A 24,455-nucleotide genomic window follows, 5' to 3' on the forward strand; every position below is an offset into this window, starting at 1 on the left:
AAACTGACAAAATTGCCGTAAGCAAACTTTTTATAATGCTCTATTGGTGCTTTAAATCAAAAAAGCTGTTGCATTTTGGTGAAATTTGTGGTATAATTACTTATGTCTATTTTAATTATTGTTTATTTCTACCGACCACGAAAAAATGGTCGGTGCAGTGAAAGGAAAGATTTATTGTATGAAAAAACTAATGCTTGGAAACGAGGCGTTTGCAAGAGGTCTGTATGAGGCAGGCTGTAAGGTTGTATCATCTTACCCTGGTACTCCGTCAACTGAGATAACAGAAGCTGTTGCAAAATATGACGAGGTATATGCTGAGTGGGCGCCTAATGAAAAGGTGGCAATGGAAGTGGCTCTTGGCGCTTCTATAGGCGGTGCAAGAAGCTTCTGCGGAATGAAGCACGTTGGTCTTAACGTTGCCGCTGACCCTCTTTACACAGCAGGCTACACAGGCGTAACGGCAGGTATGGTAATAGCTGTCGCCGATGACCCTGGTATGCACTCGTCACAGAACGAGCAGGATTCACGTCACCATGCAATCGCTTCTAAGACAATGATGATAGAGCCTTCCGATTCAGGAGAGTGCAAAGAGTTTGCTAAGGCTGCTTTCGAGCTTTCTGAAAAGTTCGATGTTCCTGTTATCGTAAGACTGTCCACCAGAGTTTCTCACTCTCAGTCAGCCGTTGAGCTTTGCGAGAGAGAGGAAAGGGAGAATATCCCATACGAAAAGAATATCCAGAAGTATGTTATGATGCCTGGTAACGCTATCCGCCGTCACCCTGTTGTTGAGGCAAGAATGAAGGCTATCGCTGATTATGCCGAAACTTCACCGCTCAACAAGGTAGAGATGAACGATACAAAGATAGGCGTTATCACAAGCGGTATCTCATATCAGTATGCAAAGGAAGCTCTGGGCGACAAGGCTTCATATCTCAAACTCGGTATCGTAAACCCAATGCCAATTCAGATAATAAAGGACTTTGCCGCAAAGTGCGAAAAGGTCTATGTAATCGAGGAGCTTGACGATGTTATCGAAACACACTGCAAAAAGAACGGCGTGAACGTTATCGGCAAGGAGCTTTTCAGCCTTATGGGCGAGATATCACAGACTATCGTTGCCGAAAAGATACTTGGCGAGAAGCCTGAGTATATCACATTTGAGGATAACGTGCCTGTAAGACCTCCTGTTATGTGTCCGGGATGTCCTCACAGAGGTCTGTTCTATTGCCTGCATAAGCTGGGCGTTATGGTATCAGGCGATATCGGCTGTTACACTCTCGGCGCAACAGCACCGCTTTGTGCTATGGATTCAACTATCTGCATGGGTGCTTCTATCAGCGGACTTCACGGCTTCAACAAGGCAAGAGGCGCAGAGGCTGAGAAGAAGTCTGTTGCCGTTATCGGTGACTCTACATTCATGCACAGCGGTATGACAGGTCTTGTGAACGTTGCATATAACTCCACAAATTCAACTGTTATCATTCTCGATAACTCTATCACAGGTATGACGGGTCATCAGCAGAACCCTACAACCGGTAAAAACCTCAAGGGCGACCCTGCTTATGCCGTTGACCTTGAAATGCTCTGCCATTCACTTGGTATCAAGAGCGTAAGAGTCGTTGACCCATATCACATGGCTGAAACAGAAGCTGTTATCAAGGAAGAGCTTGCCAAAGAAGAACCAAGCGTTATTATTTCAAGACGTCCATGCGCACTTCTTAAATATGTAAAGCACAATCCACCACTTAAGGTAAACAAGGATAAGTGCGTTGGCTGTAAGCAGTGCTTGAAGATAGGCTGTCCTGCTATATCTATCCATGACGGCAAGTGCGTTATCGACCATACACAGTGCGTAGGCTGCGGCATATGCAAGGAAATGTGTAAGCTGGGTGCGATATGCGACTAATGATAACATATATTTCGAGGTGTAAATAATGAAAACAAGATCAATTATGATAGTGGGCGTAGGCGGACAGGGCTCTCTGCTTGCGTCAAGAATAATAGGAAACGTGCTTCTCTCACAGGGCTTTGATGTCAAGGTCAGCGAGGTACACGGTATGAGCCAGCGTGGCGGTTCTGTTGTTACATACGTTAAGTACGGCAGCGAGGTATGCTCACCTGTAGTTGAAAAAGGCGAAGCTGATATCATCATTAGCTTTGAACAGCTTGAAGCCGCAAGATATGTTTCATATCTCAAAAAGGGCGGACATATCATAACTTCAACTCAGCAGATAGACCCAATGCCTGTTATCACAGGTGCGGCTGTTTATCCTGAGGATATCATAGGCAAGCTTAAAGCAGAGGGCGTTGACGTTATCGCTGTTGACGCACTGGCACTTGCAGAGCAGGCTGGTACTGCAAAGGCTTCAAACGTTGTTCTCATGGGCGTTGTGTCAACTAAAATGGCTTTTGACGAGGACGTTTGGCAGAAGGCTCTTGAAAGCTGTGTTCCTGCAAAGTTCCTTGAACTGAATAAAAAGGCGTTCGCTCTCGGCAGAGAGGTAAAATAATGGACGAGATAAGCGGTCTTATCATAAAAATGACCGAGTTTTTCGGCGGCGACCCTAAGCGTATACAGCACTTTATAAAGGTGCATACCTTTGCCCGTGTTATCGGCAGGGCAGAGGGGCTTGATATCCGCACTATGTACTGTCTTGACGTTGCGTCGGTGGTGCATGATATAGGCATAAAGCCTGCGGAGGAGAGATACGGCAAGGGTCACTGCGGCGGAAAGCTTCAGGAACAGTTAGGCCCTGAGCCTGCACGGAAAATGCTCACAGAGCTTGACTTTGACGAGGATATCATAGACAGGGTGTGCTTTCTTATCGCACATCATCACACCTATGAGGGCGCCCAGGGGCTTGACTGGCAGATACTCTTGGAAGCCGATTTCCTTGTGAACGCTTTCGAGGACAGCCTTTCCAAAGAGAGCATAAAAAGCTTCCGTGACAAGGTGTTCAAAACGAAAACAGGCATAAAAATGCTTGAAGATATGTACGGCGTATGATACTTGTGCAAAGTTGATACCCGAGTAATATGACCGAAACCATTTTAACAGGAGGTGTGTTCCAATGGGAAAATATTGGAACGAAGAGATCGAGTGCATGGCGCACGAGGACATGAAAAAGCTCCAGAGTGAAAGACTTGTCAAGCAGGTCAAGCACGTCTGGGACAATGTGCCATACTACAAGAAGCTTATGGAAGAAAAGGGCGTAACGCCTGATGATATACACGGCATTGAGGACCTGCACAAGCTGCCGTTCCTTTCAAAGGCTGATCTGCGTGAGGCTTATCCTTACGGTCTGCTTGCAAAGCCGCTTTCAGAGTGCGTGAGAATACATTCAACAAGCGGAACCACAGGCAAGAGAGTTGTGGCTTTCTACACTCAGAATGATATCGACCTTTGGGAAAATTGCTGTGCAAGAGCTATAGTTGCCGCAGGCGGAACAAAAGACGACGTTTGCCACGTTGCATATGGCTATGGACTTTTTACAGGGGGAGCAGGTCTTAACGGCGGCTCTCATAAGGTGGGCTGTCTTACTCTGCCGATGTCATCAGGAAACACAGAAAGACAGATACAGTTCATGCAGGACCTTGGTTCTACTATCCTTTGCTGTACTCCGTCATATGCCGCCTATATAGGTGAAACTGTAAAGGAAATGGGCATAAAGCCAGAGGAGCTTACACTTAAAGCTGGTATCTTCGGTGCTGAGCCTTGGACGGAGGAAATGCGTCACGAGATAGAGAATCTTCTTGGTATCAAGGCTTACGATATCTATGGTCTGACAGAAACAAGCGGTCCTGGCGTAGCTTTTGAGTGCGAAGCACAGTCTGGTATGCACATCAATGAGGACAACTTTATCGCAGAGATAATCGACCCTGACACAGGAGAGGTGCTTCCTGAAGGCTCAAAGGGCGAGCTTGTATTCACAAGTATCACAAAGGAAGCTTTCCCTCTGCTGAGATACAGAACAAGAGATATCTGTATTCTTACAAGAGAGAAATGCTCATGTGGCAGAACTCTCGTCAAAATGTGCAAGCCAATGGGCAGAAGCGACGATATGCTCATCATTAAGGGCGTAAACGTGTTCCCATCGCAGATAGAGTCAGTGCTTCTTAAGATATCAAAGGCAAGCCCTAACTATCAGATAGTCGTTGACAGGGTGAACAATTCTGATACTTTTGAGATAAGAGTCGAGCTTAATGACGATATGTTCTCTGATACTGTCAAGTCTATCGAGGATCTTGAAAAGAAGATATCCAACGATATCCATAATATCCTTGGCATCAAGGCGAAGATAAGACTTGTTGAGCCAAAGAGCATTCCACGTTCTGAGGGCAAGGCAGTAAGAGTTATCGACAAGAGAAAGCTTGTCTAAAAGACAGGGGGTAATTTTATGACAGTAAAACAGCTTTCGGTTTTTATTGAAAATAGACCTGGCAGATTGTCTGCCGTTACAAAAATACTTGGGGATAATGATGTGAATATCCGTGCAATGTCCCTTGCTGACACAAAGGATTTCGGTATTCTCAGACTTATCGTTGACGATTTTGAAAAAGCAGTTTCAGCCTTGAAAACAGAGGGCTTTTCCGTTACCACCACTCAGGTGCTTGCAGTGGAGATAAATGACCGCCCGGGCGGACTTTCAGAAGCAATGAAAGCTCTCTACAATGACAACATCAGCGTTGAGTATATGTATTCTGCATTCATAAACACTAAGGAAAACACGGCTTATCTTATCCTTAGAGTAGAGAACGTTACAGCCGCTCAGGATGCTTTGAATGAAGCAGGATTTGCACTTATCTCACAGCAGGAATTGGCAAGCATCTAGCTGATTAGTAAATACTAACTGAAAAATCACTTAAAATCTATGTGAAATTTTTATGAAATGCCGAAAACCTCTTGATTTTTTCAGAAAATGTGTTATTATATAAGTATAGTATTTGATATGATACTTGTAGAATTTATGCAAGGAGGTCTGTGAAAATGGCTTATAAGATTAGTGATGAGTGCATCGGCTGCGGCGCTTGCATGGACGCATGTCCAGTAGGAGCTATCTCCGAGGCTGATGGTAAGTGTGTTATTAACGCTGACGAGTGCATCGACTGCGGTTCTTGTGCAGGTACTTGCCCTGTAGGAGCACCTCAGGCTGAGTAATTTACTTAAACTAAGAGAAAACGTCTGTCATATGGCAGGCGTTTTTTTGCACTTATTTTTTGTGTATTAGTTTTCAGCACATTATCATAAAACTGTCACATTGGCGGAGTATTATATAAACAAGATAAGAGAAAGACAAAAAGATGAAATTTACACATATACTTTTTTCTCCATATATACTTCATATACTTCAAAAAGGGAACGCTGGCTTGTGTCAGCGTTCTTTTTTTGCGTGGGTGATTTTGTGGATAGATATGTAAAATATCGTGGGAAATATGGGTTTTTGTAACGCAGGTGTCCGTTTTTCGGTATTATTAATAAAAGTTTTGCGAAATTTGTTAAAAGTGATAAAAATAGAACCCTTATTGTCGTTCCTGGGATATAAAATGTACAATGGTTGTAACTTAACGTTCATATAAACTTCATGAACGAGCGAAAAATCGGCTTGAAAATTACAATTTGATTACAACACCCCTTGACTTTTGTAACCTTATTCATTATAATATGGTGTAGTTTATCACATTTGAAAGGAGCGTTCTGAATTGGGTTATTTGAAGTCGGGGATATCCCGCTGTGTGGCTGTGCTTTCTGCCTGCGGAGTTGTGACAGTATCTGCTGTGACTTTTGCGACACTTGATAAAAACGTTATCCAGCCATGTGTGGTCATGCCACCTGAAAATGCAAAGGTCATTTCTGCTGTTTCTGACAAGGAAACATCTGAGCAAATCGGGGATATCACAACTGTTCTTACAACATCAGCCGTCAAGGAAACTGCGAAAAATTCTCAGACCGAGGCTGTAAAGGCTGTAAAAACTGCAAAAAGCGAAACAACAAAGGCAACAAAGCCAGCTTCCGAAACCGCTTTGAGATCAGAGAGCGTAACGACCTCTGTAATATCACAGAAGCCAGCGTCAGTGACCGCAGTGCAGAGCGTGACTTCCGCTGACACAAAGCTTAGCATATCAGTAAGCCTTGTGACAAAGAAAACTCAGCAGGCTTCAAAGTCTGAAACAAAGGTTTCTGCTGTTACTTCCGCCCCTGTCAGCACTACTGACAGCGATACTGTTGCCTCAAAGGCTACAAAAAAGACTACAACAGTGAAAACTACTACTGCAAAAACTACTACCACTGCAAAGACAACAACTGCCCCTGTTACGACCACAACGCCTGCGGTGACTACTACCAAGAAAAAGACCACCACTGCTAAGGTGACAACAACTAAAAAGCCTGTTACAACTACAACCACTGCGCCTGTTGTCGACAACGGCAAGACACCTGCACAGCGACTTAATTCTGCAGTGCTTGATCCAAAGGCGACGCTCAGCGCAAAGGAAGAAAAGATACTTCTGAAATATCTCGATAAGATAATATCAGATGATATGACAAACTACGAAAAGGCTGTGGCTTGCTACGATTATATCATAAAGAACACGGTCTATGATTACGGCGGCTGGGCAAATCCTGTTAAGGCTGTTCTTGAGGACGGTTACGGCACTTGCACAGAATATTCTTACGTTTACGCCGCAATGCTTAGCTACATAGGCTTTGACGCAAAGACTGTTGACGGCAAGACAGCTATGGCGGCAGGCGGTTATGGCTATCATATGTGGGTGGAGGTAACGATAAACGGTCAGGTATATGTTATGGACCCTCAGGTGGACGATAACATGAGCTGGGGAGCGTATATCTCCCATGACCGCTTCTGCAAGACCTACAGCGAGGTCAAGAACAAGTATATAAAAGACTGATATTGTATCGGGCGGAGTTATCTGCCCGATATTTTTTTACTGTGTTTGCGTGTGGTTTGTTTGCAGTACGTTTATTTGTACATTAAATGAGAATATCCGGCACTCTTTTTGTGACAAATTTTTCAGCCTATCCTATAGACAAAAGAAAAAAAGCGTGATATAATTATTCTTGATACATTGTCGGCAAATGCCGAACGTCATTTTGTACAGGAGGATAATTGATGACGGAAAATTCCACAACAATAAAGAAAAAGACTGCGGCAACTGTGAAGAAAAACAGCTCTGCCAAAGGTTCGTCAAAGAATAAGAAAAGAAAGAAAAAACGCAACAATATCGGCATTATCTGCGGCACTGCGGCAGCGGCTATCGTAATAGTTGTGGGCGGAGGATATTTCATTGGAAGAGCTTACTATAGCAACAGATTTCTGAGCGGCACAACAGTGAATGGCGTTGACGTGGGCGGAAGGACATTTGAACAGGCTTGCGACCTGCTCGGGGTGAACGATATGCCTTATGAGCTTACGGTCAAAACTATCGACGGCACGCCTGTTGTTTTCAAGACGGCTGATTTTGATTACAGACTAAGCGGCAAGGACGAGCTTCAGAAGATCTATGACAGCGTGAACAGAAAAACATGGTTCTCGGGATTTATACAGAACTCCACCTATAGCTTTAATGAGGATATCACATTTGATGTTGAGAAGCTTCAGAAGCTTGTGGAGAAAGCAAACTGGGGCGATGTTGAAACTGCCGATGCAAAGCTTGGCCTTAACGAGGATAAGACGGCTTATGTTATCACCCCTGAGGTGCAGGGAAACAAGATAACCGATATGAAAAAGCTTGAAGCTTATGTTACGCAAAGCGTGGCGGCAGGTGAGCTTAGCGTTGAGCTTGACAAGGACACAGGTTGTTATTCTCTTCCAAAGGTGAAGAGCGCAGACCTTGAGGACGATTGCAAGAAACGAAATGATGTTTTCCAGCTTTCTGTCACATACGATTTTGACTACACCACAGAAACTCTCACGGGCGAGGAGCTTATGAAGATTATAAAGCTCAAAGATGACGGAAGCTACACTGTGGACAGAAAGAAAGCCATGGAGTATGTGGAAAAGCTCGCAAAGAAGTATGATACATATAATACTAAGAGAAAATTCCACGCCACTTTGCAGGGCGACATAATCGTGCCGACAAGCTCTGATGCTAAATACGGTTGGTGGATAGATCAGGAAAAGACTTGTGACGATCTTGTGGATATGCTTGAAAAGGGCGAGAGCGTTGACAAGGTAGACCCTATCTATTACAGTACCGGTTATTATGACTTTACAGGCGTTGAGTCTGCAAGAAGCAAGGACGATGATATAGGCGACACTTATATCGAGATAGACCTTACCGACCAGCACCTGTGGTATTATGAAAAGGGCAAGAAAAAGCTCGATACCTATATAGTTTCAGGTCAGACCACATCTAAGGCGAGAACAACTCTCCCCGGTGTTTATAAGCTGTGGTCAAAGGAGACCAACAAGCGTATGAAAGACACCAATGCCGACGGCGACGAGTGGGATACAAAGTGCAACTTCTGGAACAACGTTTCTCTCTGCGGAATAGGTCTTCACGATTCAACGTGGCGAGGCGGATATTTCGGCGGTGAGATATACAAATACAACGGCTCTCATGGCTGTATAAATATGAGCTATGATGACGCCAAATATGTTTATGACAACGTGCCTTACGGTACGCCGGTTGTTATGTACTACAAGTCTGCGGATAAATAATAAGGACGGTCAAGGTATCATGCCTTGACCGCTTTTTGTAAGGAGTGTTTTTTATGGAAAAGATATTATACAGAGAGGGCTTTACGGCTGAGGAGCTTCCAAACGAGGTGATAGAGCGTATCAAAGGCGTTTCCTATAAGGAAAATCCCTATGTGAAGCTGGGCGACCTTGCCTATCTGCGTGTGAGATATTATGACTTTGAGCATAAGGTGCAGTCGGGGGAGCTTATCGTGGCAAGAAAGCTTGCGGAGGAGGTTCTGGATATCTTCTATGAGCTTTTCGAGGGCGGTTATGAGATAGAAAAAATCAGGCTCGTGGACGAGTATGACGCTGATGATGAAAGGTCAATGGCGGATAACAATTCCTCTGCCTTCAACTATAGGGTGGTGGCTAATACCAACACTATTTCGGCTCACAGCTACGGCAGGGCGATAGACATAAACCCTCTTATAAATCCTTATATAGTGGGAAATAAGGTCATGCCTGCCAATGCTGCAGAGTATGCAGACCGTGATAAGACTTTTGATCACAAGATTGACAGAACAGACCTTTGCTATTGCATTTTCAGGCGCCACGGCTGGAAATGGGGCGGTGACTGGAACAATTCTAAGGATTATCAGCATTTTTACAAAGAGTACGATTCTCCGCTGAAAATGGCTGTAAATAAGCTGAAAAGAGCGTTGTTACGTTAGTTTGCAAGGTTTACCCAGGAAAACGATATGAAATCATAAGTTATATATGTATACTGATTAACTAAAAATTAATAGTGATTTTATGCAAGTTTTATCATTCGCTCTTGCATTTTGCCGTAATGTGTGTTATAATGATTAAGCCGTCAAAAAAGACGGCAAAAGGCTATTTTCTTGCATTTGTGCGAAAAACCACACTTTGAGTTTGTTTGCACTTATGCAGGATTGCAGGATTTTAATTTCTTCCTGCATAAAGTTTTGTTAAAAACAGCTAAAAATCGGCTATGAGCCGTGAAATAACATACGTTGCTGAACGATGAGCTATAATTTTTTTACAGTTTGGCAGGAAAGGGTGATAAAAATGGAACGCATGGAGGATATGACTAATGTAAAAAGCCTGTATTCACCGAAATTCGAGCATGATAACTGCGGAATAGGTGCTGTTGTGAACATTAAGGGCAAAAAGAGCCACGATACTGTTGCAAATGCGCTGACTATCGTTGAAACGCTTGAGCATCGTGCTGGTAAGGACGCAGAGGGCAAAACAGGTGACGGAGTAGGTATCCTGCTTCAGATCTCACATAAATTCTTTAAGAAGATCGCCGCCGCTGAGCTTGGGATCATGCTTGGCAAGGAGAGAGATTATGCCGTTGGTATGTTCTTCTTCCCACAGAACGAGCTTGCGAGAAATCAGGCAAAGAAGATGTTTGAGATAATCGCTGAAAAAGAGGGTCTGGAGATCCTTGGCTGGAGAGTCGTTCCTGCAAAGCCTGAGGTGCTTGGCAAGAGAGCTGCCCAGTGTATGCCTGCCATAATGCAGTGCTTCATCAAGCGTCCAAAGGGCGTTAAAAAGGGCCTTGACTTTGACCGCAAGCTATATGTTGCAAGACGTGTGTTCGAGCAGTCAAATGAGGACACCTACGTTGTATCGCTTTCAAGCAGAACTATAGTATATAAAGGAATGTTCCTTGTGCAGGATCTCAGAAAGTTCTTCCCTGACCTTCAGGATAAGGACTACGAGTCTGCTATTGCTATGGTACATTCAAGATTTTCTACCAACACAAACCCAAGCTGGCAGAGAGCTCATCCTAACAGAATGATCGTTCACAACGGTGAGATAAACACTATCAGAGGCAATGCTGATAAAATGCTCGCTCGTGAGGAAACGATGAAGTCTGAGCATTTGAAGGGCGACCTTGATAAGGTCACACCTGTTGTAAACACAGAAGGCTCTGACTCTGCAATGCTCGACAACACACTTGAATTTTTGGTCATGAGTGGAATGGATCTGCCGCTGGCTGTCATGATAACGATCCCTGAGCCATGGGATAACAACGGCACGATGAGTCAGGCTAAGAAAGACTTCTATCAGTATTACGCAACTATGATGGAGCCATGGGACGGACCTGCTTCTATCCTTTTCTCTGACGGAGATATCATGGGTGCAGTGCTTGACAGAAACGGTCTGCGTCCGTCAAGATATTATATCACAAAGGACGGCAATCTTATCCTTTCATCTGAGGTTGGCGCACTTCCTATCCCGTCAGACAATATCGTTGAAAAGGAAAGACTTCGCCCGGGCAAAATGCTTCTTGTTGATACTGTTCAGGGAAGAGTTATCGACGATGACGAGCTTAAGGAATACTATGCTTCAAAGCAGCCTTACGGCGAGTGGCTTGACAGCAACCTTGTCAGACTTAAAGACCTTAAGATACCAAACATCAAGGTAGAGGAACACGGCTACGAGGAAAGACAAAGACTTCAGAAAGCTTTTGGCTATACCTATGAGGACGTTATGACATCTATCCTGCCAATGGCAAAGAACGGCTCTGAGTCTATTGCCGCTATGGGTACAGACAGCCCGCTTGCGGTGCTTTCAAAAGAGCCTCAGCCACTGTTCAACTACTTCAAACAGCTCTTTGCACAGGTAACAAATCCGCCTATAGACGCTATCAGAGAGGAAATAGTTACCTCCACAACTGTCTATATAGGCGAGGATGGCAACATTCTTGAAGAAAAGCCTGAAAATTGCAAGGTAATGAAGATACACGACCCTATCCTTACCTCAACAGATATCCTTAAAATAAAGAATATGCACATTCCTGGCTTTAAGGTAGCTGTTATCCCTATACTTTATTATAAGAACACAAGACTTGAAAAGGCTATAAACAGACTTTATATAGAAGCAGACAAGGCGTTCAGCGAGGGCGCAAATATCCTTATCCTTTCAGACAGGGGAGTTGACGAGAACCACCTTGCTATCCCGTCACTGCTTGCAGTATCAGCGCTTCATCAGCACCTTGTTGTTACAAAGAAGAGAACATCTCTTGCTATTATCCTCGAAAGCGGCGAGCCTAGAGAAGTTCATCACTTTGCAACTCTGTTGGGCTACGGTGCTTCCGCTATCAACCCTTATCTTGCTCAGGAAACTATCCACGAGCTTATTGCTGACGACCTTCTCGACAAGGATTACTATGCCGCTGTTGACGATTATAATGCGGCTGTTCTCCATGGTATCGTAAAGATAGCTTCAAAAATGGGTATCTCTACTATACAGTCATATCAAGGCTCACAGATATTCGAGGCTATCGGTATTGGCGAGGACGTTATAAACAAGTATTTCACAGGCACTGTCAGCAGAATAGGCGGTATCACTATCTCTGATATTGAAAAGAACGTTGACAGACTTCATACATCAGCCTTTGACCCTCTTGGACTTGGCACAGACACAGAGCTTGAATCAAGAGGAAGCCACAAGTTCAGAAGCGGCAAGGAGGAGCATCTCTACAATCCTCAGTCTATCTATCTGCTCCAGCAGGCTGCAAGGACTGGCGACTATGAAACATACAAGAAGTATTCAAAGCTTATCTCTGAGGAAATGGACCCTGTGAACATCAGAGGTCTTATGGATTTCAACTTTGCTGAAAATCCTGTTCCGCTGGAGGAAGTTGAGAGCGTTGACTCTATTGTAAGAAGATTTAAGACGGGCGCTATGTCCTACGGCTCTATCTCGCAGGAAGCTCATGAAGCACTTGCTGTCGCAATGAACAGACTTCACGGCAAGTCAAACTCAGGCGAGGGCGGTGAGAGCCTTGACAGACTTCTCACGAAGGGTACTGCTGAGGACAGATGTTCAGCTATCAAGCAGGTGGCTTCGGGACGTTTTGGTGTAACTTCAAGATACCTCACATCTGCTGATGAGATACAGATAAAAATGGCACAGGGAGCAAAGCCTGGCGAGGGCGGTCATCTCCCGGGCAAAAAGGTTTATCCATGGATAGCTAAAACAAGACACTCAACACCTGGAGTATCGCTTATCTCACCTCCGCCACACCACGATATCTACTCTATCGAGGACTTGGCTCAGCTTATCTATGACCTGAAAAACGCAAACAAGAACGCAAGAATTTCTGTAAAGCTCGTTTCTGAGTGCGGTGTTGGTACAGTTGCGGCAGGCGTTGCAAAGGCAGGCGCAGGCGTTATCCTTATCTCAGGCTATGACGGCGGTACAGGTGCGGCTCCGAGAAACTCTATCTACAATGCAGGACTTCCATGGGAGCTTGGACTTGCAGAAGCACATCAGACCCTTATCAAGAACGGTCTTAGAAACAAGGTCGTTATCGAAACAGACGGAAAGCTCATGACAGGCCGTGATGTTGTTATCGCAGCGATCCTTGGCGCAGAGGAGTTCGGCTTTGCAACAGCTCCGCTGATAACACTCGGCTGTGCAATGATGAGAGTATGTAATCTTGATACTTGCCCGTTCGGTGTTGCAACACAGAACCCAGAGCTTAGAAAGAAGTTCCCCGGCAAGCCTGAATATGTAATGAATTTTATGATATTCGTGGCTTCCGAGCTTAGAGAATATATGTCAAAGCTTGGCGTAAGAACAGTTGACGAGCTTGTGGGAAGAATTGACCTTATCAAGCCAAAGGCTGGTATCACAGGCACTGCGGCACAAGTTGACCTTTCTAATATCATCAACTCTGATTACGTTTCAGAAAAGGTAGAATACAACAAGAAATCCAAGTATGACTTCAAGCTTGAAAACACTCTTGATGAAAAGGTACTCATGAAGGAGTTCGAGAAAAATCTTAAGAGTGGTGAGAAGAAGTCTATCACGGTAAATGTCAAGAACACAGACCGTTCATTCGGTACTATCTTCGGCTCAGAGATAACAAGAAAGTATTATAACACACTTGCTGACGATACATACAAGATAGTCTGCAACGGCTCAGGCGGACAGAGCTTCGGCGCATTTATCCCGAATGGTTTGACCCTCGAGCTTGTGGGTGACTCTAACGATTATTTCGGCAAGGGACTTTCAGGCGGTAAGCTCGTTGTTTATCCTCCGAAGGATTCCACTTTCAAAGCCGAGGACAATATCATTATCGGTAACGTTGCACTTTACGGCGCAACAAGCGGTAAGGCGTTCATCGACGGTGTTGCAGGCGAGCGTTTCTGCGTAAGAAACTCAGGCGCAGTGGCAGTTGTCGAGGGCGTTGGCGACCACGGCTGTGAGTATATGACAGGCGGCTGTGTGGTAGTTATCGGCAAGACGGGCAAAAACTTTGCGGCAGGTATGTCGGGCGGTGTAGCTTACGTTCTTGACGAGGACAGACACCTTTACACAAGACTCAACAAGGAAATGGTACTTTTCTCTGAGGTCAAGGAGAAGTACGATATCATTCAGCTCAAAGACCTTATCCAGCAGCACGTTGACGCAACAGGCTCTGAAAAGGGCAAGCGTATTCTTGATAACTTTGAGGAATATCTGCCTAAGTTCAAGAAGATAATCCCTCACGATTACAAGAAGATGATGTCTGCTATAGCTTCAATGGAAGAAAAGGGTATGAGCAGCGATCAGGCGCAGATAGAAGCATTCTATCAGATCATCAACGGCAAGCAGTAAGCCTGCGCACATGAGATATTGTACTTTTAAAATCGAAAGGAGGATATACTTGCCGTGAAAGCAAGTATAGTTGAGATATGGGAAAGCCAACTGGTTTTATGGACTATAAGCGTGAGGACGCAGCAGCGTTCTCCGTTGAGGAACGTATAAAGAATTTTAATGAATTTCACACTCCTCTTTCAAAGAAGGAGCAGCAAAAGCAGGGAGCAAGATGTATGGACTGCGGTGTGCCGTTCTGTCAGGCAGGAATGAAGATAGGCAACGCATTTTCAGGCTGTCCGCTTAACAATCTTATCCCTGAATGGAACGACCTTATATACAAGGGCAACTGGGAGCAGGCGTATTACAGACTTCATATGACGAACAATTTTCCTGAGTTCACATCAAGAGTTTGTCCTGCACTTTGCGAAAAAGCCTGCACCTGCGGAGCTAATGGCGACGCTGTTACCACAAAGGCTAACGAATACGGTATTATCGAAAATGCCTATGCCTGCGGATATGCTTCGGCAAGAGTTCCAAAGGTAAGAACAGGAAAGACTATCGCTGTTATAGGCTCAGGCCCGTCAGGTCTTGCTGCCGCTGACCAGCTCAATCAGAGAGGTCACAGTGTAACAGTTTTCGAGCGTGAGGACAGAGTGGGCGGTCTGCTTATGTACGGCATACCGAACATGAAGCTTGAAAAGCAGATAATCGAGCGCAAGATAAACATAATGAAAGAAGAGGACATCGAGTTCCGCACAGGCGTTAATGTGGGCAAGGATATCACAGCGGCTGAGCTTCTCAAGGACTTCGACAGAGTGATACTTTGTTGTGGTGCTTCAAATCCTAGAGATATCAAAGCCGAGGGCAGAGATGCAAAGGGTATCTATTTTGCAGTGGATTTTCTGAAATCCACAACTAAGGCGCTGCTGAACGGCGGTCTTACGGATAAAAACCACATTTCCGCAAAGGGCAAGAACGTCATGGTAATAGGTGGCGGAGATACGGGAAATGACTGCGTTGGTACAAGCGTAAGACATGGCGCAAATAGCGTTTTGCAGCTTGAAATGATGCCAAAGCTTCCTGACACGAGAGCCGAGAACAACCCATGGCCGCAGTGGCCAATGGTCTGCAAGACAGATTACGGTCAGGAAGAAGCTATCGGTGTGTTCGGCCATGACCCGAGAGTTTATCAGACAACTGTCAAGGAGTTTCTCAAAGACAAAAAGGGCAATCTTAAGGGCGCAGTGCTTGTAAAGCTCTCCCCAGAGAAAGACCCTAAGTCAGGCAGAACGATAATGAAGCCTGTTGAGGGCAGCGAATACAAGGTAGAAACCGAGCTTGTTCTTATTGCGGCAGGCTTTCTGGGATCTGAAAGCTATCTCACAAAGGCTTTTGGCGTTGAGGTAGACGGCAGAACGAATATCGCAACAGCCGACGGCACACATCAGACCAACGTGAAGAACGTCTTTGCCGCAGGCGACGTGCGCAGAGGACAGTCACTTGTAGTATGGGCTATCAGAGAGGGCAGAGATGTTGCCCGTGAGGTGGATAAGAGCCTTATGGAGTATACAAATCTGTAATACGAGATAAAAATATAACACCGTCCGAGGAGTTCGGGCGGTGTTTTTTGTGTGCAGGGTATCGTACCCATGGGCGGCGACAAAAAATCCGCTACCATAAATGATAGCGGATTTGGGTGCAGGTGCAAGCACCTGCTGGAGCTGCTAACCGGGCTTGAACCGGTGACCTCGTCCTTACCAAGGACGTGCTCTACCTACTGAGCCATAGCAGCAAACCAATTACAGTAATATATTATACACTATCTCTGCCGCTTTGTCAAGCCCTTTTCACAACTTTTTTACTCTATTCCCTCATCATCATCGTCATCTGCCTGAACACTTGGGTCGTAATCATCATATGTGTCCATAAAATTGTACTTCTTACCCTTGTATTCGTATTGTATCACAGTGCGCAGATTGACGTTATAAACGCTCTTGAAAATATTGTTTTCGATGTTGGGATTGGTGGCACGAAACTTTGCTATAAGCTCCTTCATTTCCTGACGCTTTGATACCTCACCCTTTTTCTCTAACCCCTCGTAGCTCTCAGTGAAACGGCAGGCACAGCGGATAAAATGCAGATCGTTCTGCTCCACCCAGCGGATAATGTCCGCCTCTTTCACCATGTACAGGGGTCTGATAAGCTCCATGCCTGCGTAGTTCCTCGAGTGTAGCTTCGGCATCATAGTCTGAATCTGTCCTCCGTATACCATGCTCATGAGTATGGTTTCTATAACATCATCAAAATGATGTCCCAAAGCTATCTTGTTGCAACCAAGATCCTGCGCAAATTTGTAAAGCCAGCCACGTCTCATTCTTGCACAAAGATAGCATGGGTTGCGTTTTGTGTTGTATGCAATATCAAAGACCTTTGTTTCAAACATTTTTATGGGTATTCCCATAAGCGCCGCATTGTCGATTATCCTCTGCCTGTTTGCGTCACTGTAGCCGGGGTTCATCACAATAAATTCTAGTCCTATGTCCATTCCCTGATATTTCTGCAAATGCTGCATACACTTAGCAAGAAGCATTGAGTCCTTGCCGCCTGATATGCACACCGCTATTTTGTCCCCCGGCTTTATCATATCGTAACGCTCATATCCCATTACGAATTTGTTCCATATATCTCTGCGAAAATCAGTAACGATGCTCCGCTCTATCTTCTGCTGTGGCGTCAATATTCTTGACATCTCAAACTCTCCTTAAAATAATCAAATTACTAATTAAATTCTACTATTTTTATGGGAATTTGTCAACCATATTCATGTTGACATTGTATTGTGATATTGTTATAATATAATAAAGTATTAAAGCAGGAGGATATTATGAGCGAAAATATAGAACGTGAGATAAAAATTTCTCTCACAAAAGAACAATATAACACCGCAGAAAAGCTTTTTCAGTGGGGCAAAATAATAGAGCAGACCAATTTTTATTATATCCCGCAAAGAGATTCAGGCATGACAAGTATTCGTGTCAGGCAGATAGGCGAAAAATATTTTTTGCAGCTTAAAGCACCTATCTCCGAAAACGGTGCGCTTCATGTGAAAAAAGAGTATGAACAACAGCTTGACAGCCTGCCAGAAAAGCTCACCGCACAGGAGCTTTCACAGCTTGTGGGGAGCGATTTCCCTGCCGCTGACCTTGCAGGCTCTTTGTATACTCAGCGCAAGCTCTGCACCGATTTCGACCATGTTGAGATATGCCTTGACAAAAGCGAATATCTCGGCTTGACAGACTATGAGTTGGAGCTTGAATACACAGCTGACTATCCCGAAAAGCCTTTGGAAATACTGGAAAATGCAGGCATCACACAGGGAGAAGCGGTAACAGGCAAGTATGCAAGATTTATGGAAAGAGCGAAAAAGCTTGGTAAGTGCTGATTTTCGCCTATCTGCGGTCATTTTCTATGAAAAAGCACCCACAGCCTGCAAAGGTTTGGGCAATAATGATAATTGACAGTGACGTTATAATATGTTATTATATTAAAGTGTTAAAACGTATGAAATGGTATTTTGACGATACCCGAAAGGAAGTTAATAATGAAAAGATCTATTTTTAAGACTATCGCATCACTTTCCGCTGCTGCCATGATGCTTTTGGCTGTAGGCTGCGGAAGCACATCTGATTCTTCATCAGCAGCAGGCACAAACAGCACAGCCGCTGCAACAGGCGAGGATAATTCACTTCAGAAGGTTCTCGATTCAGGCAAGCTTGTGCTTGGTCTTGACCCAACATTCAAGCCAATGGGCTACACAGACGAGAACGACAACATTGTAGGCTTTGATATCGACGTTGCAAAGGAAGTTTGCTCAAGACTTGGTGTAGAGCTTGAAACTTACTCTGTAAACTGGGATACAAAGGAACAGGACCTTAATGCAGGCACAATAGATTGTATCTGGAACGGCCTTTCTGTCAGCGATGAGAGAAAGAAAGTAATGCTCATGAGCGAGCCTTACATGAAGAATGAAATGGTGTTCGTTGTAAACGGCTCAATCGACGTTGCTTCACAGGCTGATCTTGCAGGCAAGAACATTGCCGTACAGAACGGCTCAACAGCACAGGAAACACTTCTTGCATCTGACGTTGTAGCAAATGGTGCGACAACAACAGAGCTTGCAACAAATGTTGAAGCCCTCCAGCAGTTGGAGCTTAACATGGTAGACGCAGCGTTCCTTGACTCAGTAGTTGCAAACTACGAGATATCCACATCAGGCAAGGATTACAAGGTGCTTCCTGACGGCCTTGACCCAGAGGAGTACGCTATCGGATTCAGACTTGGCGATCAGGCACTTTGCGACAAGATTGAGGAGATCCTTCACGAAATGAAGCAGGACGGCAAGCTTGCTGAGATATCAACAACTTGGTTCGGAAGCGACATCACGACCATAGAATAATCACAAAAACATTCAATCGGACAGTCTTCGGGCTGTCCGATTTTTTTGCTTTATTAAGTTTTCTTCGTGTCATATATTTAGAAAATAAAAAGTCTCGCAAACAACGTGTTTACGAGACTTTTTGGCAAAGAACCGTAATTTTGATAGAAACCATCAAAGGGGGTGCAACTTCGGTTCAGAGGGGGGTGCAGTTCTCGATTTGAGGGGGTGCATTGTTTTTGACAACTCCACTGCCACTCCACGTCAAACCAGAATTTATAAATTAAGTTCTTCAATGAAATTTAGAATACGCTGCGTTGCCAACTCATCCCTGGACAGTTTTAGCAATCTATCAGCCGTAATCCATTTATAATTAGATGTTTCTCCTTCTTGCAAAACGATACTATCCTTATCTATATCCGTAATGCAAAGATACTCCACATAAAACGATTTATGGTTGTGGTGGAGCACCCTTCCTATTTCCACTAAATTATCGGAGGTAATTCCCGTTTCTTCATGAAGTTCTCTAGCGGCACAGGTTACAGGGGCTTCACCTTGTAAAGCAGAACCACCCGCTGTAGCCTCCCACATTCCGCCCAAATGCTTTCTTTTATCCCTTTGCATGATGAGATAACTTCCATCTATATGTCTAACGATTATTTCACAGACCAAATGAAAAAAACCTTCCGGAATTGCCTCTCCTCGAACCAGAGTTACACCTTGAATCTTTTTGAAATCTCTATCATAAGCGTCCCACAGTTCCATACTTCATTTTTCTCCATAAATTCCGATTTGTCTAACTCATTATAGCATAAAAATTCACCGCAATTCTATCAAAATTACGGTGGACTTATGGCGGAGAAGGAGGGATTCGAACCCTCGATGAGCTATTAACCCATACACGAGTTCCAGTCGCTCGACAGCAGTTTGAAGATGTTTTATTATTATTTAGATTTATTTTACCTTATTTAATGTTGTCTGTCAATTATTTTTTTGTGTTCTTATGGTGTCTTGATTGTTCTGATTCAGAATTTATTTTATTCCGTCGCCGCAGGTCGCACAGCAGAACTTGACTTTTTGAAATTATTATGGTATAATTAAGCCATAGTAAGATATAAGGAGATGTCATATATGCCAAAAATCATTCCTATCAAAGATTTGAAAAACACAAGCGGAATATCTGAGCTTTGTCATAGTACTGACGAACCTGTTTTTATCACTAAGAATGGTTATAGTGATATGGTAGTTATGTCCAATCAAGCTTATGACAAACTTATTGAGCAAATTCATCTCTATCAGCTCGTTGCAGAAGCCGAACAGGATGTAGAAGAGGACAATGTATTTGACGGTGAGGAAGTCCTTTCTGAAATGAGGGCAAAATATGGCTACTGATATATACAACATTAAGTTCACCGCCCACGCAAGGAAAGACCTTGATAGGATTTTTTCCTATATTGCAAGTGAATTGTACGCTCCACAAGCGGCTGCTCGTATTATGAAGATGATAGACCAATCTATCAGCAATCTTTCTACACAGCCTTTTATTGCACCTCTTATCAATGATGAATTCCTTTCAAAGAAAGGTCTGCGAAAGCTTGTTGCAGAAGATTATATCATTCTTTATAAGGTTCAGACAACTGTGAACAATGTTCTGATTTACAGAATCGTCAATGGTCGAACGAATTACATAAGCCTTTTTAAGAGTTAGAAAAAGGAACAGTTCATTGTGGGCTGTTCCTTTGTTATTAGCCTAGCTTTTTATTTATGTCTGAAAATACGTTCTCTTCAAGTGCGTCAGCAGATTTCTTCTGCATTTTTGAATCAACGTGGGAATATGTGTTCAGTGTTACTTGTGTGTTAGTGTGTCCTGCACTTTTAGACACTATTGTGACTGGAATATTCAGGTCGTTCAAAAGTATTGAGCAGTAGGAATGTCTTAGGTCGTGCAGACGAATATGTCTTAGATTATGTTTCTTTAATAGCTGTGAAAATTTTGCTGAAAGTGTGGCAGGATTCAAATAGTCGCCATTATATTTGCAGACTATCAGATCTCTGTCTATATATTCCTCTTTGCAATACATTCTCTCTTTGATTTGGTATCTTCTGTATTCGCCCAGTAGATTTATTATTGTGGGTGGTACTTGTATTTGCCTTTTTGATGATTCTGTTTTACAGTCTCCGATTATATACTCGCCATTTATGTAGACAAGATTTTTATTCACCGAGATCACATTGTTTTGAAAGTCAATATCGCTCCAAGTCAAAGCACACATTTCAGAACGTCTGAGTGACATTAAGCCTAGATAGACAACTGGTCTTAATCTATCGTTCTGAACAGCCTGCATAAGCGTTTTTATCTCATCTATGGAATAGAAACTGCTTATAGGCTTTTGCCTCTTTTTAGGTACTTTAACAAAATCGCACTCGTTTGTTGACAGCATTTTCTTGAAAGTGAAATATTTCAAACAGCTATGCAGGTTATCGCAAATATACTTCATAGACCTATGAGACAAGTTCTTCTCCTTATCAAGAGCATTCAAAAAGTTCTGTATCTGCATTGCTGTGAGCTTTTGGAGCTGAATATTTCCCAATGCTGGACGAATGTGATTTTTGATATTATATTGATACGATTTTACTGTTGCAGGGGCTAGTGTAGGTTTGACCTGTGTTTCGAGCCACTCGTCAAGTGCCTGTGAGACAGTCATTTTATTAGGCTCTATGTATGTGCCGTTGAGTATGTGGCTCTTTGTCTGATTGATGTAGGCTTCGGCTTCTTTCTTCGTCTTGAATGTTTTGGTGTCTCTTAGTCTTTTGCCTGTGGAACTCTCACCTCTCTCAACTACTGCTTGATAGCCAGTTATTTTTCCTACTTTGTTTCTTCTTGTTCTTATACTCATTGATTGTCACCTCATTATAATTGAAAACGACCCAAGCAAAATGATTTTGCTTAGGTCGGAATAGTCTTTATTTATGTTTGTTATTTATTGATTGTTGCCTGTGACGGTGTTGATGTTTGTAGAAATTTGAGGAAGTTTTCCTTTGTGACTCTGTATCTAGAGCCTAGTTTTAAATAGACCATATTATATTTTATAAGTTTGAGGGCTGAGTTATAGGAAATACCTAAGAACTCTGAGATTTCTTGAGGTGTGAGTATATCACATAGATTTTCAATTTTGTTCGTCATAATAATTTGCTCCTTTTATATAAAGTAGTACGTCTTTCACCACGCAATATTATAATATATATCTGAAAGAGTTTTTACTACGTTTTTAGTAAGTGATTTTTAGGCAAAGGGTAGAACAAAAAATTCTGCCCTTTGAATTCTGAAGTTAGGCTATGAAGTTCACATAAGCAAACTTCTCGTTCGTGTTATCATCAGTTTCCAATTTTGCCGAAAAGCTCCTTGAGGAAACTCCTGAGTAGTCGATCTTGAACTTTTCTGTTATTGTGAGGACTGAATTTGTATTGTATATAATACCTCCGTCACATATTTTTATTCCATTCTCATCTGGAACAAAATAAGCGTTCTTGTCATCTATCAGAATGTTAATGTTCGTTGGACAGTCAAGTGCCTGCCAAAGTGCAGGGGAAAGCTTTATCCTTCTGCCATTAGTCTTTGTGTTCACGATAGATATACTGTATGTACCTTTACCGTGCGAGCTATTGTTTGATGAGTCAATTACTGTAAGATTATCTTTGTTTGGTATAACCATTATTATTCATTTCCTTTCAAATTTTTTGTTTCGTTGATTTCATTCTTTTTTTGTACTCTTATTCCTGTGAACTTAGGTGGTTCTCTTATTTTAGGTTCGGGATTGTCATCAATTTGCAATATCTCGTATACTTTTACGGAGAAACCTGATATTGTTCTTTTCAGATAGTACTTTCCAGACTGCTTTTTAAGATAGCCTTCTTTGTACAGCCACTTTACAGCCATTTTCATATCTGTGAAGTTATTTGCATAGATTATTTTTTGCAAGACAGATTCAATTAAGAGTACTGATGTCTCAGTCGTTATACCCTCGCAAGGACTAGATTTGTCGTATCTTAATTCCTCTGCTTCTGGAAATAGCTTTTTATGTGTGACTATATACTCACATATCGCATTGTGTAGGCTTTCGGCTGTCTTGGTTTCATCACGCAAGTATTCGTGCTGTTTAACAAGAACGTTGATTATTGAATGAGTATCAATATACAAGCCTATCCTCAATGCATATAGAGCCGTTTGTAGAAGAACAGCATAGTGTTTTATTACTCTGTCTGTTATCTGACAAGCTTTGTCTTGAAGTTTCCTCGACAAATATTTTTGACATAGCTTGAAGTCATTGAACACGATACGAGGTTGTTTACTATAAAGATAGCTTACAAAATCTTCTCCTACTATCCCATTTTTATGTGAGATGAGTCTGTCGATTTTCTCTGCGTGTTCAGCACTCTGAGTTATGTGCAGGTTGTCGAACTCCAAACACCTTGCACGGATTCCATTGTTCTTTTTGGTTTTGGTGAGCAGAGACTCCTCTGCTGTTGAGATGATCGTTGTTGACCACGTCTTGGACTCTCTCAGACTTGAGTCTTTGTTGCACCTTGCCTTGTCTCTTCCGTGTGAGAGGTTGTATATCAGCGTGGAATAGTCGAGTGCGGAGCAGCTCGCTTCATCAAAGCCAACTGTTATGCCTTGATTGTTGGACAATGCAGCATATATGGCGTTCGTTGTCGAGTTCCACTCGTTGAAGAGCGGTGGCTCGTTTGGATTGCCCCACATTGAAAGTGCAAGTTTCAAAAAAGTGCTTTTCCCGCTTGAACTGTCTCCATAGATGTGTATCAAGATGTTCTCCATTGAGTATGTGAGCTTTAAGTAGCTCAAGAGAGCTGATGATAGACCTGCGACTACTGCGAACATACTTCCGTCTGTTGTCAGCAAATTATTTAGTGCGTTCAGGTAGATTGATTTTGAGGATATTTTATTGTCAAGTTTCAAATCTCCTGCATATTGAAATTGGATTGCAAGTTCCTTGTTATGAAGAACCCTATTTGTTCTAAAATAGAGGTTATTCTTATATTGAAACCAGCCTATGCTCTTGTAGAGTATTACACGGGGAGCTTGTTCTGAAGCTTGTATCATATATCTTATCAAGATGTTTGAATATGCTTCATCGAAGAACCACTTCTTTTGAAGTTCTGTAATATCTTTTTTATTCAGACAGTCTGCAGATATTACTTTCTCTTCTAAGCCGAATGGTGTTTTAGCTGTTATATTAAGAAACTTTTCATTGGTATCCTCGTCTTTTAAGTATTGTGTTACTTCAAGCTGTATGGATATCCAGATCTTTATATAACGGCTGTTGTCTTTATCAAACCTTTTTACAAGCCACAAGGAGTCATTTTCAATTATGACAGGAAAGAAAGGGTGCTCTTGGTAGGAATTGTATTTCTCTTGAGTTATCCTTTCAATTTTATACGAGTCCATAAAATATCCACCTCCTTTCTTTAGATTAAGGAGAGGATTTCTTATCTTGTCCTCTGTCTCTAATATACATCACATTTTTCAATCTGGCAAGAGGTTTTGGAACGATTTGTATAGTTGCACAATCGCCATTTTTGGTGTTTTTTTGAGTTGGACAGAAAATTTCCGTACGTTTTGTATGGCACTCCCTGTGTTCGAGTGCTAAAAAAATTATTTTTTCAGAAATCGTCGTTTTTGTGTATTTTCACTATAATATTCCAACAAAAGATTGCATATAATATTATGATAGGCTATT

Annotated in this window: 21 protein-coding genes and 1 tRNA gene; 15 read left to right on the forward strand and 7 right to left on the reverse strand. The window is 42.9% G+C overall.

The window, feature by feature from the left end; genetic code table 11:
* Nucleotides 1-178: 178 nt before the first annotated feature.
* The 11 genes from iorA (at nucleotide 179) to KQH97_RS06250 (ending at nucleotide 15,841) form a co-directional block, all read left to right on the forward strand.
* A complete protein-coding gene (gene iorA, locus KQH97_RS06200) occupies nucleotides 179-1,906 on the forward strand; it encodes an indolepyruvate ferredoxin oxidoreductase subunit alpha (protein WP_022287482.1) in 1,728 nt (575 codons plus the stop codon).
* A gap of 28 nt (nucleotides 1,907-1,934) precedes the next feature.
* Nucleotides 1,935-2,510, forward strand: a complete 576-nt coding sequence (locus KQH97_RS06205; RefSeq protein WP_216553495.1) for an indolepyruvate oxidoreductase subunit beta — start codon at nucleotides 1,935-1,937, stop codon at nucleotides 2,508-2,510.
* On the forward strand, nucleotides 2,510-3,007 hold the full coding sequence (locus KQH97_RS06210) for an HD domain-containing protein (RefSeq protein ID WP_215650303.1): 498 nt from the start codon (nucleotides 2,510-2,512) through the stop codon (nucleotides 3,005-3,007). The genes KQH97_RS06205 and KQH97_RS06210 overlap by 1 nt, the downstream gene beginning before the upstream one ends.
* 64 nt (nucleotides 3,008-3,071) lie before the next feature.
* Nucleotides 3,072-4,379 (forward strand): phenylacetate--CoA ligase family protein, encoded by a 1,308-nt coding sequence (locus KQH97_RS06215; RefSeq protein WP_216553497.1) that lies wholly within the window; start codon nucleotides 3,072-3,074, stop codon nucleotides 4,377-4,379.
* 18 nt (nucleotides 4,380-4,397) lie between these two features.
* Nucleotides 4,398-4,832 (forward strand): ACT domain-containing protein, encoded by a 435-nt coding sequence (locus KQH97_RS06220; RefSeq protein ID WP_216553499.1) that lies wholly within the window; start codon nucleotides 4,398-4,400, stop codon nucleotides 4,830-4,832.
* A 155-nt stretch (nucleotides 4,833-4,987) separates the two neighbouring features.
* Complete coding sequence (locus KQH97_RS06225) at nucleotides 4,988-5,158, forward strand: DUF362 domain-containing protein (RefSeq protein ID WP_117878416.1); 171 nt, start codon at nucleotides 4,988-4,990, stop codon at nucleotides 5,156-5,158.
* A gap of 542 nt (nucleotides 5,159-5,700) precedes the next feature.
* A complete protein-coding gene (locus tag KQH97_RS06230; RefSeq protein ID WP_216553501.1) occupies nucleotides 5,701-6,906 on the forward strand; it encodes a transglutaminase-like domain-containing protein in 1,206 nt (401 codons plus the stop codon).
* 221 nt (nucleotides 6,907-7,127) lie between these two features.
* The gene (locus KQH97_RS06235; RefSeq protein ID WP_216553504.1) at nucleotides 7,128-8,678 is read left to right on the forward strand and encodes a L,D-transpeptidase family protein; all 1,551 of its coding nucleotides are present in this window, start codon (nucleotides 7,128-7,130) and stop codon (nucleotides 8,676-8,678) included.
* A gap of 53 nt (nucleotides 8,679-8,731) precedes the next feature.
* Nucleotides 8,732-9,370, forward strand: a complete 639-nt coding sequence (locus KQH97_RS06240; RefSeq protein ID WP_216553506.1) for a M15 family metallopeptidase — start codon at nucleotides 8,732-8,734, stop codon at nucleotides 9,368-9,370.
* 367 nt (nucleotides 9,371-9,737) lie between these two features.
* Entirely contained in the window at nucleotides 9,738-14,279 is a 4,542-nt protein-coding gene (gene gltB, locus KQH97_RS06245; RefSeq protein ID WP_367614662.1) for a glutamate synthase large subunit, read from the forward strand.
* A 77-nt stretch (nucleotides 14,280-14,356) separates the two neighbouring features.
* Complete coding sequence (locus tag KQH97_RS06250; RefSeq protein WP_216553509.1) at nucleotides 14,357-15,841, forward strand: glutamate synthase subunit beta; 1,485 nt, start codon at nucleotides 14,357-14,359, stop codon at nucleotides 15,839-15,841.
* A gap of 136 nt (nucleotides 15,842-15,977) precedes the next feature.
* On the opposite strand, the gene KQH97_RS06255 is transcribed toward KQH97_RS06250, so the two are convergent.
* Both KQH97_RS06255 and KQH97_RS06260 read right to left on the reverse strand, forming a co-directional pair.
* Nucleotides 15,978-16,053: transfer RNA gene (locus KQH97_RS06255), tRNA-Thr, on the reverse strand.
* Between the two features lie 66 nt (nucleotides 16,054-16,119).
* Nucleotides 16,120-17,010 (reverse strand): ATP-binding protein, encoded by an 891-nt coding sequence (locus KQH97_RS06260; RefSeq protein ID WP_041337587.1) that lies wholly within the window; start codon nucleotides 17,008-17,010, stop codon nucleotides 16,120-16,122.
* Between the two features lie 135 nt (nucleotides 17,011-17,145).
* Between KQH97_RS06260 and KQH97_RS06265 the strand changes: the two genes are divergently transcribed.
* A complete protein-coding gene (locus KQH97_RS06265; RefSeq protein ID WP_216553511.1) occupies nucleotides 17,146-17,703 on the forward strand; it encodes a CYTH domain-containing protein in 558 nt (185 codons plus the stop codon).
* Between the two features lie 159 nt (nucleotides 17,704-17,862).
* Entirely contained in the window at nucleotides 17,863-18,717 is an 855-nt protein-coding gene (locus KQH97_RS06270) for an amino acid ABC transporter substrate-binding protein (RefSeq protein WP_216553513.1), read from the forward strand.
* A 255-nt stretch (nucleotides 18,718-18,972) separates the two neighbouring features.
* Here the strand turns inward: KQH97_RS06270 and KQH97_RS06275 are convergent, their stop codons facing one another.
* Complete coding sequence (locus tag KQH97_RS06275) at nucleotides 18,973-19,461, reverse strand: NUDIX domain-containing protein (RefSeq protein ID WP_117856663.1); 489 nt, start codon at nucleotides 19,459-19,461, stop codon at nucleotides 18,973-18,975.
* Between the two features lie 366 nt (nucleotides 19,462-19,827).
* Here KQH97_RS06275 and KQH97_RS06280 point away from each other — a divergent pair, with 366 nt between their 5' ends.
* Both KQH97_RS06280 and KQH97_RS06285 read left to right on the forward strand, forming a co-directional pair.
* The gene (locus KQH97_RS06280) at nucleotides 19,828-20,088 is read left to right on the forward strand and encodes a type II toxin-antitoxin system Phd/YefM family antitoxin (protein WP_216553515.1); all 261 of its coding nucleotides are present in this window, start codon (nucleotides 19,828-19,830) and stop codon (nucleotides 20,086-20,088) included.
* Nucleotides 20,078-20,404 carry a type II toxin-antitoxin system RelE/ParE family toxin gene (locus KQH97_RS06285; RefSeq protein WP_216553517.1) on the forward strand — a complete coding sequence of 109 codons (327 nt, stop codon included), beginning with the start codon at nucleotides 20,078-20,080 and terminating at the stop codon, nucleotides 20,402-20,404. The genes KQH97_RS06280 and KQH97_RS06285 overlap by 11 nt, the downstream gene beginning before the upstream one ends.
* Nucleotides 20,405-20,441: 37 nt before the next feature.
* Here KQH97_RS06285 and KQH97_RS06290 read toward each other — a convergent pair whose 3' ends face one another.
* The 4 genes from KQH97_RS06290 to KQH97_RS06305 form a co-directional block, all read right to left on the reverse strand.
* Nucleotides 20,442-21,593, reverse strand: coding sequence for a tyrosine-type recombinase/integrase (locus KQH97_RS06290; protein WP_216553519.1), 1,152 nt, complete (start codon nucleotides 21,591-21,593; stop codon nucleotides 20,442-20,444).
* Between the two features lie 80 nt (nucleotides 21,594-21,673).
* Nucleotides 21,674-21,880, reverse strand: coding sequence for a helix-turn-helix domain-containing protein (locus KQH97_RS08885; protein WP_216553521.1), 207 nt, complete (start codon nucleotides 21,878-21,880; stop codon nucleotides 21,674-21,676).
* A 145-nt stretch (nucleotides 21,881-22,025) separates the two neighbouring features.
* Nucleotides 22,026-22,409 (reverse strand): hypothetical protein, encoded by a 384-nt coding sequence (locus KQH97_RS06300; protein WP_178184296.1) that lies wholly within the window; start codon nucleotides 22,407-22,409, stop codon nucleotides 22,026-22,028.
* Between the two features lie 2 nt (nucleotides 22,410-22,411).
* Complete coding sequence (locus KQH97_RS06305) at nucleotides 22,412-24,163, reverse strand: DUF927 domain-containing protein (protein ID WP_216553523.1); 1,752 nt, start codon at nucleotides 24,161-24,163, stop codon at nucleotides 22,412-22,414.
* Between the last annotated feature and the right edge of the window lie 292 nt (nucleotides 24,164-24,455).

Origin of the sequence: Ruminococcus sp. MSJ-25 (assembly GCF_018917825.1) — a bacterium.
GTDB classification, from domain to species: domain Bacteria; phylum Bacillota; class Clostridia; order Oscillospirales; family Ruminococcaceae; genus Hominimerdicola; species Hominimerdicola aceti.

What these genes read in the sequence shown, in the direction of transcription:
- KQH97_RS06250 (WP_216553509.1), top strand. Translation starts at nt 14,357, where the DNA reads ATGGGAAAGCCAACTGGTTTTATGGACTATAAGCGTGAGGACGCAGCA.
- KQH97_RS06270 (WP_216553513.1), top strand. Translation starts at nt 17,863, where the DNA reads ATGAAAAGATCTATTTTTAAGACTATCGCATCACTTTCCGCTGCTGCC.
- iorA (WP_022287482.1), top strand. Translation starts at nt 179, where the DNA reads ATGAAAAAACTAATGCTTGGAAACGAGGCGTTTGCAAGAGGTCTGTAT.
- KQH97_RS06240 (WP_216553506.1), top strand. Translation starts at nt 8,732, where the DNA reads ATGGAAAAGATATTATACAGAGAGGGCTTTACGGCTGAGGAGCTTCCA.
- KQH97_RS06205 (WP_216553495.1), top strand. Translation starts at nt 1,935, where the DNA reads ATGAAAACAAGATCAATTATGATAGTGGGCGTAGGCGGACAGGGCTCT.
- KQH97_RS06260 (WP_041337587.1), bottom strand. Translation starts at nt 17,010, where the DNA reads ATGTCAAGAATATTGACGCCACAGCAGAAGATAGAGCGGAGCATCGTT.
- gltB (WP_367614662.1), top strand. Translation starts at nt 9,738, where the DNA reads ATGGAGGATATGACTAATGTAAAAAGCCTGTATTCACCGAAATTCGAG.
- KQH97_RS06215 (WP_216553497.1), top strand. Translation starts at nt 3,072, where the DNA reads ATGGGAAAATATTGGAACGAAGAGATCGAGTGCATGGCGCACGAGGAC.
- KQH97_RS06235 (WP_216553504.1), top strand. Translation starts at nt 7,128, where the DNA reads ATGACGGAAAATTCCACAACAATAAAGAAAAAGACTGCGGCAACTGTG.
- KQH97_RS06290 (WP_216553519.1), bottom strand. Translation starts at nt 21,593, where the DNA reads ATGAGTATAAGAACAAGAAGAAACAAAGTAGGAAAAATAACTGGCTAT.
- KQH97_RS06275 (WP_117856663.1), bottom strand. Translation starts at nt 19,461, where the DNA reads ATGGAACTGTGGGACGCTTATGATAGAGATTTCAAAAAGATTCAAGGT.
- KQH97_RS06210 (WP_215650303.1), top strand. Translation starts at nt 2,510, where the DNA reads ATGGACGAGATAAGCGGTCTTATCATAAAAATGACCGAGTTTTTCGGC.
- KQH97_RS06300 (WP_178184296.1), bottom strand. Translation starts at nt 22,409, where the DNA reads ATGGTTATACCAAACAAAGATAATCTTACAGTAATTGACTCATCAAAC.
- KQH97_RS08885 (WP_216553521.1), bottom strand. Translation starts at nt 21,880, where the DNA reads ATGACGAACAAAATTGAAAATCTATGTGATATACTCACACCTCAAGAA.
- KQH97_RS06305 (WP_216553523.1), bottom strand. Translation starts at nt 24,163, where the DNA reads ATGGACTCGTATAAAATTGAAAGGATAACTCAAGAGAAATACAATTCC.
- KQH97_RS06220 (WP_216553499.1), top strand. Translation starts at nt 4,398, where the DNA reads ATGACAGTAAAACAGCTTTCGGTTTTTATTGAAAATAGACCTGGCAGA.
- KQH97_RS06285 (WP_216553517.1), top strand. Translation starts at nt 20,078, where the DNA reads ATGGCTACTGATATATACAACATTAAGTTCACCGCCCACGCAAGGAAA.
- KQH97_RS06280 (WP_216553515.1), top strand. Translation starts at nt 19,828, where the DNA reads ATGCCAAAAATCATTCCTATCAAAGATTTGAAAAACACAAGCGGAATA.
- KQH97_RS06265 (WP_216553511.1), top strand. Translation starts at nt 17,146, where the DNA reads ATGAGCGAAAATATAGAACGTGAGATAAAAATTTCTCTCACAAAAGAA.
- KQH97_RS06225 (WP_117878416.1), top strand. Translation starts at nt 4,988, where the DNA reads ATGGCTTATAAGATTAGTGATGAGTGCATCGGCTGCGGCGCTTGCATG.